10 protein-coding genes are annotated in these 17,025 nt (G+C 34.5%); 3 read left to right on the top strand and 7 right to left on the bottom strand.

The window, feature by feature from the left end; genetic code table 11:
• Window positions 1–29 precede the first annotated feature (29 nt).
• Both ABD011_RS03705 and ABD011_RS03710 read right to left on the bottom strand, forming a co-directional pair.
• Window positions 30–2,468: a glycoside hydrolase family 2 TIM barrel-domain containing protein gene (locus ABD011_RS03705; RefSeq protein WP_343795877.1), complete on the bottom strand. Its 2,439-nt coding sequence runs from the start codon at window positions 2,466–2,468 to the stop codon at window positions 30–32.
• Between the two features lie 2 nt (window positions 2,469–2,470).
• Entirely contained in the window at window positions 2,471–3,628 is a 1,158-nt protein-coding gene (locus tag ABD011_RS03710; RefSeq protein WP_343795879.1) for a glycoside hydrolase family 53 protein, read from the bottom strand.
• 115 nt (window positions 3,629–3,743) lie between these two features.
• Between ABD011_RS03710 and ABD011_RS03715 the strand changes: the two genes are divergently transcribed.
• From ABD011_RS03715 to ABD011_RS03725, 3 genes are read left to right on the top strand one after another with little or no spacing between them, the layout of a single operon-like run.
• Complete coding sequence (locus ABD011_RS03715; protein WP_131506098.1) at window positions 3,744–4,742, top strand: GntR family transcriptional regulator; 999 nt, start codon at window positions 3,744–3,746, stop codon at window positions 4,740–4,742.
• 14 nt (window positions 4,743–4,756) lie between these two features.
• Complete coding sequence (galK, locus tag ABD011_RS03720; protein WP_343795882.1) at window positions 4,757–5,908, top strand: galactokinase; 1,152 nt, start codon at window positions 4,757–4,759, stop codon at window positions 5,906–5,908.
• A 5-nt stretch (window positions 5,909–5,913) separates the two neighbouring features.
• A complete protein-coding gene (locus ABD011_RS03725; protein WP_343795884.1) occupies window positions 5,914–6,957 on the top strand; it encodes a UDP-glucose--hexose-1-phosphate uridylyltransferase in 1,044 nt (347 codons plus the stop codon).
• Window positions 6,958–7,027: 70 nt separating this feature from the next.
• Here ABD011_RS03725 and ABD011_RS03730 read toward each other — a convergent pair whose 3' ends face one another.
• The 5 genes from ABD011_RS03730 to ABD011_RS03750 form a co-directional block, all read right to left on the bottom strand.
• The gene (locus ABD011_RS03730) at window positions 7,028–7,948 is read right to left on the bottom strand and encodes a T9SS type A sorting domain-containing protein (RefSeq protein ID WP_343795886.1); all 921 of its coding nucleotides are present in this window, start codon (window positions 7,946–7,948) and stop codon (window positions 7,028–7,030) included.
• 12 nt (window positions 7,949–7,960) lie between these two features.
• Window positions 7,961–10,801, bottom strand: a complete 2,841-nt coding sequence (locus tag ABD011_RS03735) for an alpha-amylase family glycosyl hydrolase (RefSeq protein ID WP_343795888.1) — start codon at window positions 10,799–10,801, stop codon at window positions 7,961–7,963.
• 82 nt (window positions 10,802–10,883) lie between these two features.
• On the bottom strand, window positions 10,884–12,086 hold the full coding sequence (locus tag ABD011_RS03740; protein WP_343795890.1) for a SusE domain-containing protein: 1,203 nt from the start codon (window positions 12,084–12,086) through the stop codon (window positions 10,884–10,886).
• A 16-nt stretch (window positions 12,087–12,102) separates the two neighbouring features.
• The gene (locus tag ABD011_RS03745; RefSeq protein WP_134198563.1) at window positions 12,103–14,004 is read right to left on the bottom strand and encodes a RagB/SusD family nutrient uptake outer membrane protein; all 1,902 of its coding nucleotides are present in this window, start codon (window positions 14,002–14,004) and stop codon (window positions 12,103–12,105) included.
• Window positions 14,005–14,016: 12 nt separating this feature from the next.
• Window positions 14,017–16,947, bottom strand: a complete 2,931-nt coding sequence (locus ABD011_RS03750; protein ID WP_343795893.1) for a SusC/RagA family TonB-linked outer membrane protein — start codon at window positions 16,945–16,947, stop codon at window positions 14,017–14,019.
• Window positions 16,948–17,025: the final 78 nt, after the last annotated feature.

The raw sequence follows: 17,025 nt of genomic DNA on the forward strand, positions 1-17,025 counted from the left end.
TTGGTAAGATGACGTTTTTCAGTTGGCTTTTATAGTATTGATTTTAACTGAACACTAGAAGATTCTAATCCTTCACCTGAAACGGTAAGCGTAATATCTCCTGCTTCCTTTGTGGATTGTACCAAAACAACAAGCTTTCCACTAAATAGTTTCATGGTTGGTAAATGAAACTGCTCCAATGAGGTAGCATTTCCATTACAAGCTGCTCGATACCTTCCATTGCCTGTTACTTCAAATTTTAACTGATTAGTTGCTGTAGGACAAGGAATCCCATTTTCATCCACAACTGAAACGGTTACAAAAGCAAGATCTTCGCCATTGGCTTTTATAGGTGTAGTGTTAGGTTCTAAAATTAGTTGATGCGGTTTACCTGAAGTTTTAATCTCTTTTTCAGCAGTTGGATTTCCGTTGTCATCTAGTGCTACTACTTTTAAAGTTCCAGGTTCGTATTTTACGTCCATCCACATTAAGCGATAGCGATGTTGCGGTGAACTATTATTTTTGGTTTGAATACCCAAACTTTTTCCGTTCAAAAATAATTCAGCGCTGTTGTAATTGGTATAAACAAAAACAGGTGTTGTTACGCCTTCGCGACCTTCCCAATTCCAATGTGGTAAGATGTGTAAGGTTTCGTCTTTGGTATTCCATCTGCTTCGGTACAAATAGTAACGGTCTTTTGGTAAGCCTGCTAAATCATTAATTCCAAAATACGAACTACGTGATGGCCACACTTCGTCATAAGGTGTTGGTTCACCTAAATAATCAAAACCAGTCCAAACAAATTCGCCTAAAACCCAAGGTTTGTCGTCTTGTAATATAAAATCGTCTTCTGGAAGGTTAGACCAGCTGCAATATTCCAAATCATAAGAAGAAGATTGGTAATCGTCATGTTGCACCATACTGCCTTTTTCAACAGGAAAATGGTAAATACCACGAGAACTTACGGTTGAAGCTGTTTCTGAACCTAGAATAAACCCTTGCGGAAAACGCTCGTAAGCTTCTTCATATAAATGCACACGATAGTTTAGTCCTGGAATATCCATAATAGCACCAAACCCAGACTCCATAACCGCTTTTACTTGGTCCATACCTACAGTAACAGGTCGTGTTGGATCCTCACGATGAAAAATGTCCTGTAGCCATTTAGCTCGTTTTACACCTTCGCTTCCCCATTGGTCTGGTACTTCATTTCCAGAACTCCACATGACAATAGAAGGATGATTTCTTGTAGCGCGCACTAAATTGACCACGTCTTTTTCAGCATAATCATCAAAATAGAGGTTGTAACCATTTTCTACTTTTGGTTTTTTCCATTCGTCAAAGCTTTCGGCTAAAAATAGAAATCCCATTTCGTCACACAATTCCAGTTGTTCAAAAGATGGCATATTGTGGGAACTCCTAATAGCATTTGCTCCCATATCTTTTAATATTTCTAACTGACGTCTTAAAGCTGAGGTGTTGACTGCTGTTCCTAAAGGGCCTAAGTCATGATGTAAACAAACTCCTTTAAACTTGGTTGGCTTTCCGTTAAGAGAAAAACCAGTATTTCGGTCGTAGTTGATGTCACGAATACCAAATTTGGTAGTGACTTCATCCTTTAAAGTATTACCCACATACAATTTTGAAATAGCTTTGTATAAATAAGGATTTTCAGTATCCCACAGTTTTGGGTTTTTTACGGCAATGTTTTGTTCGAATTGGTTACCGAAACGCGTAGTCGTTTCATTTGAAACAACTTCATTGCCTTCGGCATCAAAAATAGTGGTAACAAGTTTTAAGTTATCTCCAGTAACGTTGGTTTTTACATTTACTTGAGCAACCTCTTCATTAATATTTGGCGTTGTAATGAAGGTTCCCCATTGGTCAATACTTTCTTGATTTTTTAAAATAACACGTACATTTCTGTATAAGCCAGCTCCAGGATACCATCTTGAAGATTTTCCTTTGTTGTTGAGTTTTACTGAAAGTGAATTGTTTGTAGATTGTACGTGTTCAGAAATATCAAAATAGAAATAGGCGTAACCATATTTCCATTCACCCACTTTTTTACCGTTTACAAACACTTCAGGTTCGCTCATAGCGCCTTCAAACAAAATCAAAACCTTTTTACTTTTATCATAATTAGGAACATCAAAGGTATTTCTGTACCAAGCTTCACCAATGTAAGGCAAAGCTCCAGTTCGTCCTGTTTTTTCTGTGGCTACTTCTTCTCCATTTTGGGTAATTGCTACTACTTGCTTGTCAATTTCTTTGTCAAACGGTCCGTAAATAGCCCAATCGTGTGGTACGGTTATGGTTTCCCAATTTGCATCGTCAAAATCAACAGAAACAGCATCTGGAAAGCTGCCTTTTTGGAATTTCCAGCCTTCTTTTAAAGTAATAATTTCAAGAGTGGAAGACTCCTTTTTAGTTTTTGAACAGCTTAAAATTATGATTGATAAGAAAAGAAGAAGTGCTTTAGTTTTCATGTTTAATTGCCTTGTGAACCGTTATAAAATTGCATGCCTAAAGTAGCTTGATAATTATGATCAAAAAGTGTAGCGTTGTCCCAATGAGAACCTTGAGCCCATTGCGTGGAGCAGCTAGTAGAAACCCAAGCAGGTTCCCAATACACAATACCTTCTCCACCTGCATTTTCTACGATGCTTTGGAGTTGATTTAAATACCCTAATTGACCTTGTTGAGTAGCAGGATAACTAGAAACTAAAGCGTCGTTTCCAAGAATGTTATTGGCACTATCGGCATTTACCATTGTAAACGGATAAGCAGTTTCTACAATCATTAGGCGTTTGTTGTAGGTGTTGATTAATGTGCTTAGGGCAGAACCCACGTTGCTTAAATTGTAATCGCTCCATATTGGATAATAGGAAAGCCCAATCCAGTCATAATCACTTACACCTGCATTGGTTGCTTGTTCAAACCACCACAAACCATTTTCAGGTTGAGCAATGTGAAGCATGATTTCAATGTCTTTGTTTTTGGCAATAGAAATATCCCTAACTGCTTCAATGCCTTTATTTATCAAATGCGAATTTCTAGTCCAATCTATAGGCCAAACGAGTTCACCTTGTTGTAAAATCATACCATTTATTTCATTACCTACTTGTACTATTTCTGGTAATAAGTTGTCGTTAGATAGTGTTTCTAAAGTATCATAAGTATATTCATAGAGTAAATTACCCAAAGCTTCTGTGTTGTCGATTTCATTTATCCAAGCTGCTGGAATTTCCTGGGTACTTGGATCTGCCCAAGTATCGGAATAATGAAAATCTAAGAGTACATCCATTCCTTTTGCTTTAGCACGTTGTATGGTTTCTTTTACATCCTGAAAATTGGAATAATTAGTCCAAGTTGGATTGTGCCATAAACGCACACGTACCAAGTTTGTTCCTGCTTCTTGAAAAATAGTAAAAGGATCTTTAGTAGCTCCGTTTGCATCTTTGTACGTAGCTCCGCAGTCTTCCATTTCGTTTACGTAAGATAAATCTGCACCATAATAAAAACTATCTTCAATAGGTGCTGCATCGTCATCAGTAGGGTCTTGACTAGTATTGTTAGTATCAGACGAACACGCTAAAGCTGAAAACAAGAGCAAATTGAGTAAGTATATAAGTTTTGTTAATTTCATAATTATCAATCAGTTTGATGATTAAAACATTTGAAAATATTGTTGTTTGATGCGAATTTAAAAATTATTTCTTTAAAACCCTACCAGTACCTACCGGTTTTTATATCTTTGTCACATGAGTATTATTTCAGTTTCAGAACAAATTGGAGCGCCAAAGTATAAGCAAATTATAACTTCAATTGAAGATGGTCTAACTAGTGGGTTGCTCAAAAAAGGAGATAAGCTGCCTTCTATTAATAGCATTAGAAATAAGTTTTCATTGTCTAGAGATACTGTTTTAATGGCTTTTAATGAATTGAAAATGCGAGGAATTGTTGAGTCAGTTTCAGGTAAAGGTTATTACATAAAAAGTGAAAATATAGATGTGAAACGAAAAGTATTTCTGCTTTTTGATGAACTTAATGCGTTTAAGGAAGATTTATATAATGCTTTTTTAGAGGAATTAAATGATAACATTCAAGTAGATATTTTTTTTCATCATTTTAGTTTTGATGTTTTCCAAAAGCATATTTATGATAGTATAGGAAATTATAATTACTATGTAATTATGCCTGCAAATATGGGTCAAACCCAAATGGTAATTGACAAACTTCCAGAAGATAAAGTTTATATTCTGGACCAAATGCCAGAAGAATTACAACACTATCCATCTATTCACCAAAATTTTGAAAATGACATTTTTAAGAGTCTAAATGACGCATTTCACTTAATTAAAAAGTATGAAAAAGTGGTGTTGTTATTTCCAAATTTAAAACAGCCTAAAGGCATGTTAAATGGTTTTCAAAAATTTAGAAAGTCTATTGATTTTCCGTGTGAAGTTATTGATTCGTTAGACAATAGAATACCTAAAAAAGGAGAAGTGTATCTAGTTTTAGACGATTATGATTTAATACTTCTGATAAAAAAAATAAAAGAGCAACAATTAAAAACAGGAAATGATATAGGTATTATTTCATATAATGATACGCTTTTAAAAGAAGTGGTAGATGGAGGAATAACAACTATTTCAACTGATTTTAAAGCCATGGGAAAGCGATTAGCTCAAATGTTGATGAAAGAAGAAAAGCAAAATATTGAAAACCCAAATACACTTATTATAAGACATTCATTGTAATATTTTAAACGCTAATGAATCCAAAGTTAACAGCAGAAATCGTAAAAAGATTTCAAGATAAATTTAAAACTCAACCTTTAGTGTTGCATTCTCCAGGACGTATAAATTTAATTGGTGAGCATACCGATTATAACGAAGGATTTGTATTTCCTGCCGCAATAAACAAAGGTATTGTTGGAGCAATAGAAAAAGCTGAAAAACCATATTGCACTGTAATAGCTAATGATTTAGACGAGGAGTACGAATTTTCATTAAACACAATCAAGCCAATTGCTAATGGTCAATGGCGAAATTTTGTTGTAGGTGTTGTAGGCGAATTACAAAAGAGAGGTGTAGAACTAGAACCTTTCAATTTTGTGTTTGGTGGTGATATCCCAAAAGGAGCTGGTTTGTCATCTTCAGCAGCTTTAGAAAACAGTGTGATTTTTGGGTTAAATGAATTGTTTAATCTTGGGTTGTCTAAAAAAGAAATGATTGAAATCTCACAAAAAGCTGAGCATAATTACGTTGGTGTACGATGTGGTATTATGGACCAATATGCGAGCATGTTTGGTGAAAAGGATAGAGCATTATTACTTGATTGCAGAACACTAAAAGCAAAAACATATCCATTAGAGTTTAAGGATTATCAGGTTATGCTTATCAATACCAATGTGAGTCATAATTTAGTAGATGCCGAATACAATGATCGAAGAGACGTATGCGAAAAAGTAGCAAAATTGCTAAGTGTAAATTTTTTAAGAGATGCTACTGAAGCTATGCTTAACAGTATTAAGCATCAACTTTATGAAGACGAATATCAAAAAGCTTTATACATCATTCAAGAAAATGAACGCGTTTTGAAAGCAGGAAAAATGCTTGAAGAAAAAAATGTTTTGGGTTTTGGAAAACTGCTTTTTGAGGCGCACTATGGTGCACAACATCAATTTAAGATTAGTTGTAAAGAATTAGATTTTTTAGTTGATGAAGCTCAAAATAATCCTCATGTAATTGGAGCAAGAATGATGGGTGGAGGCTTTGGTGGTTGTACTATCAATTTTGTTAAAACTGAAGCTGTAAAGTCGTTTTCAGATGATATTTCTAAAAAATATAGAAAAACTTTTAAGAAAGAATGCTCCATCTATTTTGTCAAACTATCTCAAGGCACACATTTTACTAATAATTAATAGTTATGGAAAATACACAAGAATATTCACACAAACGCTTTAATCCATTAACAGGTGAATGGGTTTTGGTGTCTCCACATCGAGCAAAACGGCCTTGGCAAGGACAGGAGGAGGATGCAAATCAAGAGACAAGACCAACACATGATCCTGATTGTTATTTGTGTTCTGGAAATACAAGAGCTAATGGAGAAAAAAATCCAGATTATGAGGATGTGTTTGTGTTTGTTAATGATTTTTCGGCACTTCAAAAAAATTCTAAACAATTCTCACTCAACGACGGATTGATAAAAGCTGAAGTAGAACAAGGTATATGCAAAGTAATTTGTTTTAGCCCTGACCATTCCAAGTCCTTAGCAGATATGAATGTAAAGGATATTCAAAAAGTAATTCATACTTGGCAAAGTGAGTTTACGTCGTTAGGGAAGCAATCTAATATTAATTATGTGCAAATTTTTGAAAATAAAGGTGCGGTAATGGGCTGTAGCAATCCGCATCCGCATGGTCAAATTTGGAGTCAATCTACTTTGCCAAATGAGGTTTCAAAAAAAGATATTCATCAAAAAACTTACTACAAGCAAAACAATAATACTTTACTACAAGATTATTTAAAACAAGAATTAAAACTTAAAGAGCGAATAGTTTTCGAAAATAGAGCATTTGTGGTTTTGGTACCTTTTTGGGCTATTTGGCCTTATGAAGCAATGATAGTGCCTAAGCAACCTCAAAAAGATATTATTGAGTTACCTAGAGAAGAAACTATTTTGTTTGCTGAAGCTATTTCGGTATTGACCAAAATTTATGATAAACTGTTTAATACCTCGTTTCCATATTCAAGCGGAATACACCAAGCACCAACTAACAATGAAAATAATGAGCATTGGCATTGGCACATGAGTTTTTATCCGCCTTTATTACGAAGCGCAACCGTAAAAAAGTTTATGGTAGGTTATGAAATGTTTGGTATGGCACAACGCGATATTACACCAGAAACCGCTGCTCAAACACTTAAACATTTGGCAGATAATTTATATACTGCAAAACATTTTTAGCATAAAAATAAAAAGCTTTCCAAGTTTAATGGAAAGCTTTTAAGGCTAATTCAAATTACTATTATATCAATTAAAGTTTTACAAGTTTTGATGTAATGGACTCACCGTTTTCGTTTTCTATTTTTACTAAATACATACCTTGAGTTAAACTCGAAATATCATAGCTGTCATTTTTAGTAAACTCACCAGTAAATGATTTTACTAGTTTTCCAGTAATATCATAGATATGAAGTCCATTTAATGATTTATTAGTTTTGAAAGAATCATTAACTGGGTTTGGATGTAATTTAATAGGAAAAACATTTACATCATTTATACTTAAGGTTGAAGCATAAGTGTACTCAGTAACAGGTTTCCAGTAAATATTGGCATTTGCGGCTCCATTCCAGTCATCAGCAAAATAAACAGAATAACCAGTAATATCAGTATTATTTAATGTGATATTAAAAGCTTCAGCTCCATCGTTTATTGATACTGTCATAGTATTGACAGAATTTAAAGTAAACTGAAATTTAAAATCAGCATAATTTGTAGAACCTCCAATTGAAGAAGCGTTTATTGTGCCACCATTTGAAACAACTTCCCATGGATCATTTGCTCCACTGTTTCCATTTAAGTTTACCTGAACAGCATAGTTACTCACTCTATCGTCCCAAGAAGTTGTTGAAGGATTCGATAGTAGAGCTACCCCAATTTGTCCATAAGACGCTTGGGTAGCAGAAACAGTAATTGTAAAGCTATCACCAACAGCCATTGTAGAAGGTGTTCCTCCAGGGAGACCAGTTTCAGTAAATGATCTCCAAGCTACTGATTGTTTTGCTCCGCCACCATTAGCCCACATACCAAACTCATCAGAGTTTTGGTTAAAATGTCCACCACTATCGGAAAAAAATGCGTTATAGTTTTCTGCCTGTTGAGGATACTGAACTGTAGTTTGAGCAAACAAACCAAATGATAAAAAGCTTAAAGCTAAAGTATAAAGTTTCTTCATGAGTTATAGGTGTTAGTTAATAATTAGTTTTCTAGTTGTAGTGTTAGAATTACTTTCTAATTTAACCATATACAATCCTTGAGACAGATTAGAAACATTAAACTCGTGATTTTTTTCGAATCCTCCATCAAAAGTGTAGATCAGTTTACCAGTGGTGTTATAAATCAAAACTTTATCAAGTGTTTTATTAGTTTTGAAAGAGTTTGAAGTAGGATTTGGGAACATTTTAAGAGTTGATAGTGATGAGAAATCTTCAACGCTTAAAGTTGAAGCTTGGTTTCCATAAATTCTAAATTCTCCAGCAGGAATGTTGATAGTAGCAGTAGTACTTGAAACAGTAATTGTTGTGCTGCCTGAATCATCCATTAAATCATACCAAGTCCCAGTGTAAGGAAAATCAGGAACAATGTTTTGAGCAGTTACATCAAAATTTGCTAATATAACTACGTTTTTCAAACTAGTTGATGGAAGCGCATCATCCCAAATATAGATTCGAGGTGTCGTATCTCCAGAATCTATTGAATAGTTGCCTTCAAATACATCTTCGTTGATTTTTAATTCATTTAACCTAGCCCAATCGTTATAAATTTGACTTCTGTTAGTATCACCAATCCAGTTATTAACCCATTGAGGTTGTGGTTTGGTGTCTAGTTTACAGTCACCATCAGTACCTCCTGGTTCGTTAACTGTGCCATTGTTGCAGGTGAAAATTGAGTTTTCCATGCCTAATTCACCAAAATGCCAAATCATTTTTGGACCAGGAATAGTAAGTGTAACAGCTCCAAGAGCAGACATTCTTTCAAGTGCAGTGTTAAGATTTGTAATATCATATCCTCCACTACTATTACCAAATTGAAGGTTTTTATACATTAAGCGTTCTTCATCATGACTTTCAGCATAACCAACTACTCTAGGAGCATTAAAACCTCTTGCAACGTGACCCATTCTGTTAATATCTGCAGGATAGCCCATTGTAAGCTCGTTGTAATCATGGTTCATAATTCCCCACATCATAATACCTTTATCTTCATTCAATCTGTAATTAGCCCATTCTTGTTCTTCGTTATCTTGACCTAAGTGTTCAAAAATTACATAATGAGTATCATCTAAACTCCAAGAATAATCGGCATATTGCTTTAAAATATCTACACGATCTTGTTGGTAAGTGTTTGTACAACCTTCGTTATTTTCACAGTTTTGTGTAAATCCTTTTGTTAAATCCCAGCGAAAACCATCAATGTTAAATTCTTCTATCCAATGTTTTACAACTCTTTCAACATAATATTGAGTTCTTGTTTGCTGATGATTAAAATCAGAACCTACGCTGTAACTATGTTTTGCAACTTGATTAAAATATGGGTTTTCGCTACTTGGTTCTCCCCAACCATCACCATCAGGATCGTCCATCCACATACGTACCATTGGGTTTCTTCCAAATGCATGGTTTAAAGCAATATCAAGAATTACTGCAATTCCATTTTGATGGAAAACATCTACTAATTCCTTGAACTTTTCTTCAGTGCCATAAAATTTATCTAAAGCCATGTGGAATGAAGTATTGTATCCCCAACTTTCATTGCCTTCAAATTCCATTACAGGCATTAATTGAATTGCGTTAACGTTAAGGTCTTTAAAATAATCGACCTTGTCAATTAAGTCTTGAAAATTTCTGTCTTGGTCAAAATCGCGTACTAATACCTCATAGATGATTAAATCTTCTTTTTTAGGTTTTTGAAAGTTAGTTACTTGCCACGCATAAGGTGTTTGACCAGTTTCTAAAACAGTTACTTCGCGCTCTTGACCTTCAGGGTAGGCAGGCAAGTTAGGGTATGTAGTAGCAGAAATCCATGGATCATCAAAAGGAGATAGTACTAGTGTTGAATAAGGGTCTGCTGTTTTAACTAATTTAGGTGAACCAGCAATAGGGTTTAAGCTACCAACCCAATATTGATAAGTTTCTATTTGGCCAGAAGTTAAACCATTTAATTGTACCCAAAATTTACTAGAGCTTGGGTCTTTTTTCATTGCATGAGCAGAGGTTGGCTCCCAATTATTAAAACTTCCTGCTACATAAACAAAATCTTTATTAGGTGCATCGATAACTAATGTAGCTATTGTAGGGTCACTATCATTATAATTTATTCCGTCTTCAAGGTTTGAAGGTATACTTTCTTCAATAGTGCTATTTACTAGAATTAAAAAAGAACGAGAAGTAGTTGCAGCACCTTGAGTAACTACTAATTCGCAATATTGATTTTCGGTTAATCCAGAAAACAAATAACCGTTGTAAAATGTTGTATTGTTTTGAGTGTGTATACTAACTCCATTAGCAAATAATTCGTAGTTAGCAGGACCATTACTGTTTTGGGCTAAAATTTGTGTGCCACCACCATTGTCAACTATAATAACACCGTTAGCACTAGGTGCAGGATTAATCATAGTTACTTGAAAAGCACCTACACTAATTTCAAGATCAACGGTTTGTTGAGATCCGTCGTCGCTTCTAAAAACAACATTAATTGAGGTGATAGAACCTGTAGGGTTATTGTAAAAATCTCTTATTGTTGGCGTTAGGTCTAGTTCGTAGATATTTCCTGAAACAAGAGTTAAAGCTGGTTGTGTGCTGTTGCTTCCCCAAGTACCAATAACATTCTGCCATTGATCAGTATCATCTAAAGTTACACCAGTATGAGCATAAATAGTTCCAGAATAAGACTCTAATCCTGTTCCTGTTTTATCAAACAAAAGTGTTGCAGAGTCATTTTCTTCTGGGTTAGTTCCTCCTTGCCATGAAAGTTGCGCATGTAAACTTGTAAAAGCAAGTAAGAAAAGGAAAAGTAAAGTTTTTTTCATGGTTTATTAATTTTAAGAAATAAAAGGTCATGGTAAATGCCACAACCTTTTATCTAAATCTTTAATTAATTTGGTATGACTTTTATTCTAAAGTAATGGTCATATTGTTATCATCGATGGTTAAGGTGTAAGTTCCAGATGTACCAACAAAAGCAAAGTTATTGTCACCATCCATTGCATCTACTAAATTAGCATCGATAGTATAACCAGCATCTACATACCAAGGATAGTTTCTGCCTGAAGCCCAATCACCATCAACAGTAAAAAATCTAAAGTTGTTGTTTGGTTCTGCACCACCAAGGTTTTGCAATTCTACAGAAACCGAATATACACCATCTCCTGAGCAAAGTACATTAACAGGAGTTGCCCATCCCCAACCTGCAGTTGGTAATCCTGCTCCAACACCATAAAGTCTTTCAAATTCACATACACCTAATGGTTGTGGATCGTCTAATGTTATAGTTTTGTTAGCTGAATCAATTTCTAAATAGTAAGTACCAGTTGTACCAACAAAAGCAAAGTTGTTATCACCATCCATTGCATCTTCAAAGTTAGCATCTATGGTATAGCCTTCATCAATAAACCAAGGGTAGTTTCTACCAGAAGCCCAATCTCCTTCTACAGTAAAGAATCTAAAGTTGTTATTTGGTTCAGCACCACCAAGGTTTTGAAGGTTTACATTTGCACCATAAACACCATCTCCAATACAGTTAAAGCTTTCAGGAGTTGTCCATCCCCAACCAGCGCTTGGTAGTCCAGCTCCAACACCCCAAAGTTGGTCGAATTCGCAAACAGGTTCTCCACTGGCTGCTTCAGGTAAAACAAGTGTTAATGCTTGAGAAGGTGTAAGTAATTCTTCAGAAGAGTCAGCTCCTATAAAAGCACGAACTCTAAAAGAAACTGTTCCTGTGTCAGGGTTCTCAGTGCTTGGGTCATTGTCTAAACCTGCTTCACTTGCAAAACCTAATAAGTCACCAATAGTTAACGTGTATTCATTTGCACTGGTAGAACCTAATACTTCCATATCAGTAAAATCTCCAGTGATTGATTTTTGCATTTCGTAAGTAACATTAGTTGGAATGTCAAAATTTGCATCATCCCAAGTAAATCTTTCACCTAGATTACTAGATGTAGCTGTTGTTAATGTGTATTCAGACAAGAATGAGTTAGAAAATGTAAACTCTCCTGTTGGTTGTGCAATATAAGTAAGGCTATCATCGCTTTCGCAAGCATTAAAGCCAATTACACTTATAATCAATAATGCTAAAATTTTTATATTTTTCATTGTTTAGATTTTTTAATTAGTAACCTTCGTTTTGCTGTAAGTTAGGGTTTGTTAATATGGTATTACTTGGGATTGGGAATACATTTCTAAATGAACTTGTAGAAACTCCGTTTGGTTGATTCCCTTTCCAAGGCCATAAATAATCAGATGTTGTAAAATAGTCGTATCTAATCAAGTCTGTACGTCTTTGACCTTCCCAGTATAATTCTCTTGAGCGTTCATCAAGGATGAAATCTTCATCTAAATCACCAATGGAAATATTTCCAGATGAGTTACCATAAGCACGTTCTCTTAATTCATTTATTAAATTAACTGATTGTTGATCTGCTGCTCCATCTCTTCGTATTACTGCTTCAGCATAATTTAAGTAGATTTCTGCCAGACGTATTACAGGTATATCTGTATCAACAAATTCACCACTACTATCATTTCCTTGGCTTCCACTTGAGTCAATGTTTTTAAATTTAGTAGTTGCGTAACCATTACTAAAAGGAGGGATGCTCTCAATTTCAAGCTCTTGTCCATCTGTATAGAACATTCCTCTCATGTCTCCAGAAGGAACTATTTCGGTAATAGAATATGTTAAACCATCTAAATCCATTGTTATAAGATAAGTTCCATCAGCAGCTATAGGTATGTTTGCTCCACCTGGCTCTAAAGTGCCATCAGTATCATTGTCTCCATAGTTTTGCCCCCAATCTTCATTAAATCTGAATTTTAATTCACCAGAAGTTAAGTTAGCGTAAAGGGCATATTGATTAGTTGCAGTTTCAAACATTTCCATGTCTGGACCATCCCAACTATTTTCAGTTGCATCACCTACAAGTCCCCAATCAGATAATGTTCCTCCTAAAGAGCCGTTTAAGTTGTCGATATCAATCTCTCCAGTCTCAAATTTATTAACTAAGTTTTTGGTAACTCGAAGGCCTCCCCAACCACCATTAACGCCGTAAGCTGTAGGATCCATTGAACCACCAATTGCTGCATGAACTAAGAAAGTGGTTCCTCCGTAGGTTTGCGATTGTAGACCGTCAAAGTTAAGTGTGAAAATGAATTCGTTTTGAGCTCCATTAGTATCATTGTCTGCTAAGAATAATTCGTCATAAGCTGTTCCGTTACCATTAGCATCATTCATGTTAATTGTGTAACTAGAGTTTATAACATTGTTTGAAAATGTAACACAGTCATTATAACGAGGAACTCCTGTCCAAACTTCAGCATTTAAATATAGCTTAGATAGTAATGCCCAAGCAGCTACTTTATCCACTCTTCCATATTCGTTAGATTCTGGTAAAAGATCTTGTATTGCAAGAAGTTCTTCTTCAATAAAGTTGAATACTTCTTCTCTTGTATTTTGAGTAGGAAGTGTTGTAGAAATTTCGGTTAAAACAGGTACATTACCATAAAAATCGGCTAGGTTATAATAAGCAAAAGCTCGTAGAAATCTAGCTTCAGCAATATAGGTTTGCACTACGTCATCACTTAAGTTACTTGCGTTTTGAATAAATGAGTTACAAAACGACACTTCTTGTGCTAAACGTAAATACATAGCACCTGTGAAATCGTTACTTGCAGACCAGTATTGTCCATGTAAATCAGGTAAACCTGGATCTCCCCAACCTACAACAGCATGATCGGTAGTTAATTCATTTAGGTTAAATAACATTCTAGAATATTGAGAGAAACCTTCATCAATTTCAGAGATGTCAGGGTTTCCAGCCGGACCATCTTGTCCAGTAAGTGCTAAACTTGCATAAAGTTTTGCTAGAGCGCTTTGAGCTTCAGTAGCATTTGCGAATACATCTAATTCAGAAAAGATATCTGGATCAGTAGGTAATTGGTCTAAATCATCATGACATGATACCATGGCAGATGATATAGCTACTATACAAATTAGTTGTTTAATTATATTTTTCATAAGTCAATTTTTTTAAAAATCTATATTAACTCCAAATGTAAATGATTGAGGTCTAGGGTAAAATCCGTTATCTATACCGCCATTTATTTCTGGATCTATACCGTCATAATCTGTTATGGTTGCAACATTTTGCATAGAGCCATAAAGTCTTATGTTAGCATCTTTAATAGCATTGTTTATGGTATATCCTAAAGTGATATTATCTATTTTAAAGAATGATGCTTCTTGTATCCAGTGGCTACTTAAAAAGTTTTTTTCATCTGATTGATTCTCAAAACCAGTACTTAAATAATCTGAGTGGATATTCCATAAGAAGTTATTAGTTGTTGGGATAACACCATTAAGGTAAGAGTTACCAGAAGCTACATTGTTATAAGCATAGTTACCTATATTAGCTCTTGTTACTACAGCTAAATCCCAATTTTTATAACTTATGTTAGTGTTAAGACCCATAATGATATCTGCATAAGGATCTTTGTATAAATACTTATCAGCATCATTAATAACATTATCACCATTTCTATCAACAAAAGCACCTTCTATAGGGTTTCCATCAGTGTCATATACTTGTTGGAATACGTAAAAACTATAAGGAGATTCGCCTTCTCTGTGAAGTTGTACGTTATTACCAACACCACCACTAATTCCACCAGTTTCAATATCTGAAGGTAAGCTAATAATCTCGTTATCATTAAAGGCAACATTGTAGTTAATGTTCCATTCAAAATCGTCAGTTTTAATAGGTGTAAGGTTTAAAGCGAATTCAATACCTTTATTTTCCATATCACCTATATTCTTGTTAATGCTGCTTCCAAAGTTTGTAAATGGATCAATAGAAACAAATGCAATTAAATCTTTAGTCTTTTTAAGATATGCATTAACAGAACCTGAAATTCTATTGTCTAATAACGCATAGTCTAAACCAATATTTAAAGTATTACCAATTTCCCATCTAAGGTCTTCATTGATTGGGTCAGGTCTGTAAGTTTGGTAAAATGAGTTTCCAAATTGATAGTTTGCAGATGATTGACTTACTGTATATCTAGTTAAAAAGCCATAGTCACCTAAACCGTTTACGTTTCCAACTTCACCATAACCTGCTCTAAGTTTAAGTTCATTTAAAAAACTATTAGAGTTTATGAAATCCTCTTTATGAATATTCCAAGCTAATGCTACAGAAGGGAAATATCCCCAACGATCATCAGGATTTAATTTAGAAGAAGCATCAGCTCTTAAGGTTGCAGTTACAAGGTACTTACCATCAAAATCATAGTTTAAACGCCCAAAATAAGAAAGTAATACATTTTTAGAACTGTCGTAGAATTCAAAATCGTTACCATCTTCTTCGTCTTCACTATTATAGCTGTAATTATCATATTCAAACGATTGATAAGAGTAACCTGCTACAGCATTTAAGTTGTGAACGTCATTTAAAGTTTTATTATACGTTAAATAAGCATCAAATAACTTATTAGTTGATTCATTATTATATGTGCTTCTTGAACCGTTCCATGTTTGATCAGCGGTAGGGATAAGCTCAGAAGTTATGATACGACCATGACTATTAGATTTGTCGATACCAACGTTTACAGTAGCAGTAAGGTCTGGTAAAAAATGTAATTTGTAATCAACTTTAGCATTTCCTACAAATCGTCTTACTTCTGATTCGTCATCAACTAAATTTAAAAGAGCAACTGGGTTTGTTCCTGCTAAACTTGGTTGAAACCCTGTAGCAGAATCAATCCAAGAAAAGTAACCTCCAAATTGAGAGTTAGGGTCGTAAACAGGTTGAGTTGGCGCATAAGTACTAGCTGAACCTATTGCTCCTCTGTTACCAAATAAGTTTTCGGTATAATTACCTCTTGCATTTAATTCTAATTTTATATGATCTTCTAAAAAAGTTGGAGTTAAATTTAACGAGGCAGTTGTTCTTTTAAAATTATCACGTTTAAGAATTCCATCATGATCAGAATATCCTAACGAAGCTCTCATAGGAACACCAAAAGCGCTACCCAAAGCACTAAAAGTATGGTCTTGACCAAAACCAGTAGCATAAATTTCTTCTTGCCAATCAGTATTAGCATTGCCTAATAAAGCCAACGTGTTTGCATTAGCATTAGGATGAGTTGTTACAACTTCTCTAAATTGGTCAGCCGATAAGACATCAACTCTATCAACAGATGTGTGTACTGTTGTAGATGAAGTAACATTAAATTTAAATTCGTTGTTCTTTCCTTTTTTAGTTGTTATCATAATAATACCATTAGCAGCTCTTGAACCGTAAATTGCGGTTGCCGAAGCATCTTTAAGTACTACCATGCTTTCAATATCATTAGGGTTTACTAGGTTAAGAGGGTTTCTTGAACCGCCTACACCACCACTGTCTAGAGGAATTCCATCTAAAACAATCAAAGGGTTGTTATTTAATGATAAAGAACCATTACCTCTAATTCTAATTTCTTGACCATCACCAGGTGCTCCACTACCAGAAGTAACTGATACACCAGCAACTTTACCTGAAATTAATTGTTGAGCTGAAACAATAGGCCCTTGGTTAAAGTCTTCAGAAGTCACTAAATCAGCAGCACCTGTAAGATCTTCTTTCTTTACACTACCATAACCAATTACTACTACTTCGTCTAATTGAGAAGCATCTTCAACTAGGCTTACATCAATTGTTGATTGTCCTGTATAAGTGATTTCTTGGGTAATGTAACCAAGATAAGAAAACACTAAGATGTCACCATTATTAATGTTAATTTGGTATTTCCCATCAAAATCTGTTGCTGTACCTTGAGTTGTACCTTTTACTAGTACATTTACTCCTGGTAAGGGTAATGATGAGGATTGTTCTGTTACTGTACCCGAAACTCTATTTTGAGCCATCAAAAATGATGGTATAATAAAGAACAAAAACAGTAAGCAATTTAACGTTGTTTTCATACAATACTTTTAATGTTAGTTTGTTAATTTTCTATGTATATTTTCACTTCTCGATGTTAAATCTATGTAAATTTTGTG

This window comes from Gaetbulibacter jejuensis (assembly GCF_039524015.1).
GTDB classification, from domain to species: Bacteria; Bacteroidota; Bacteroidia; order Flavobacteriales; family Flavobacteriaceae; genus Gaetbulibacter_B; species Gaetbulibacter_B jejuensis.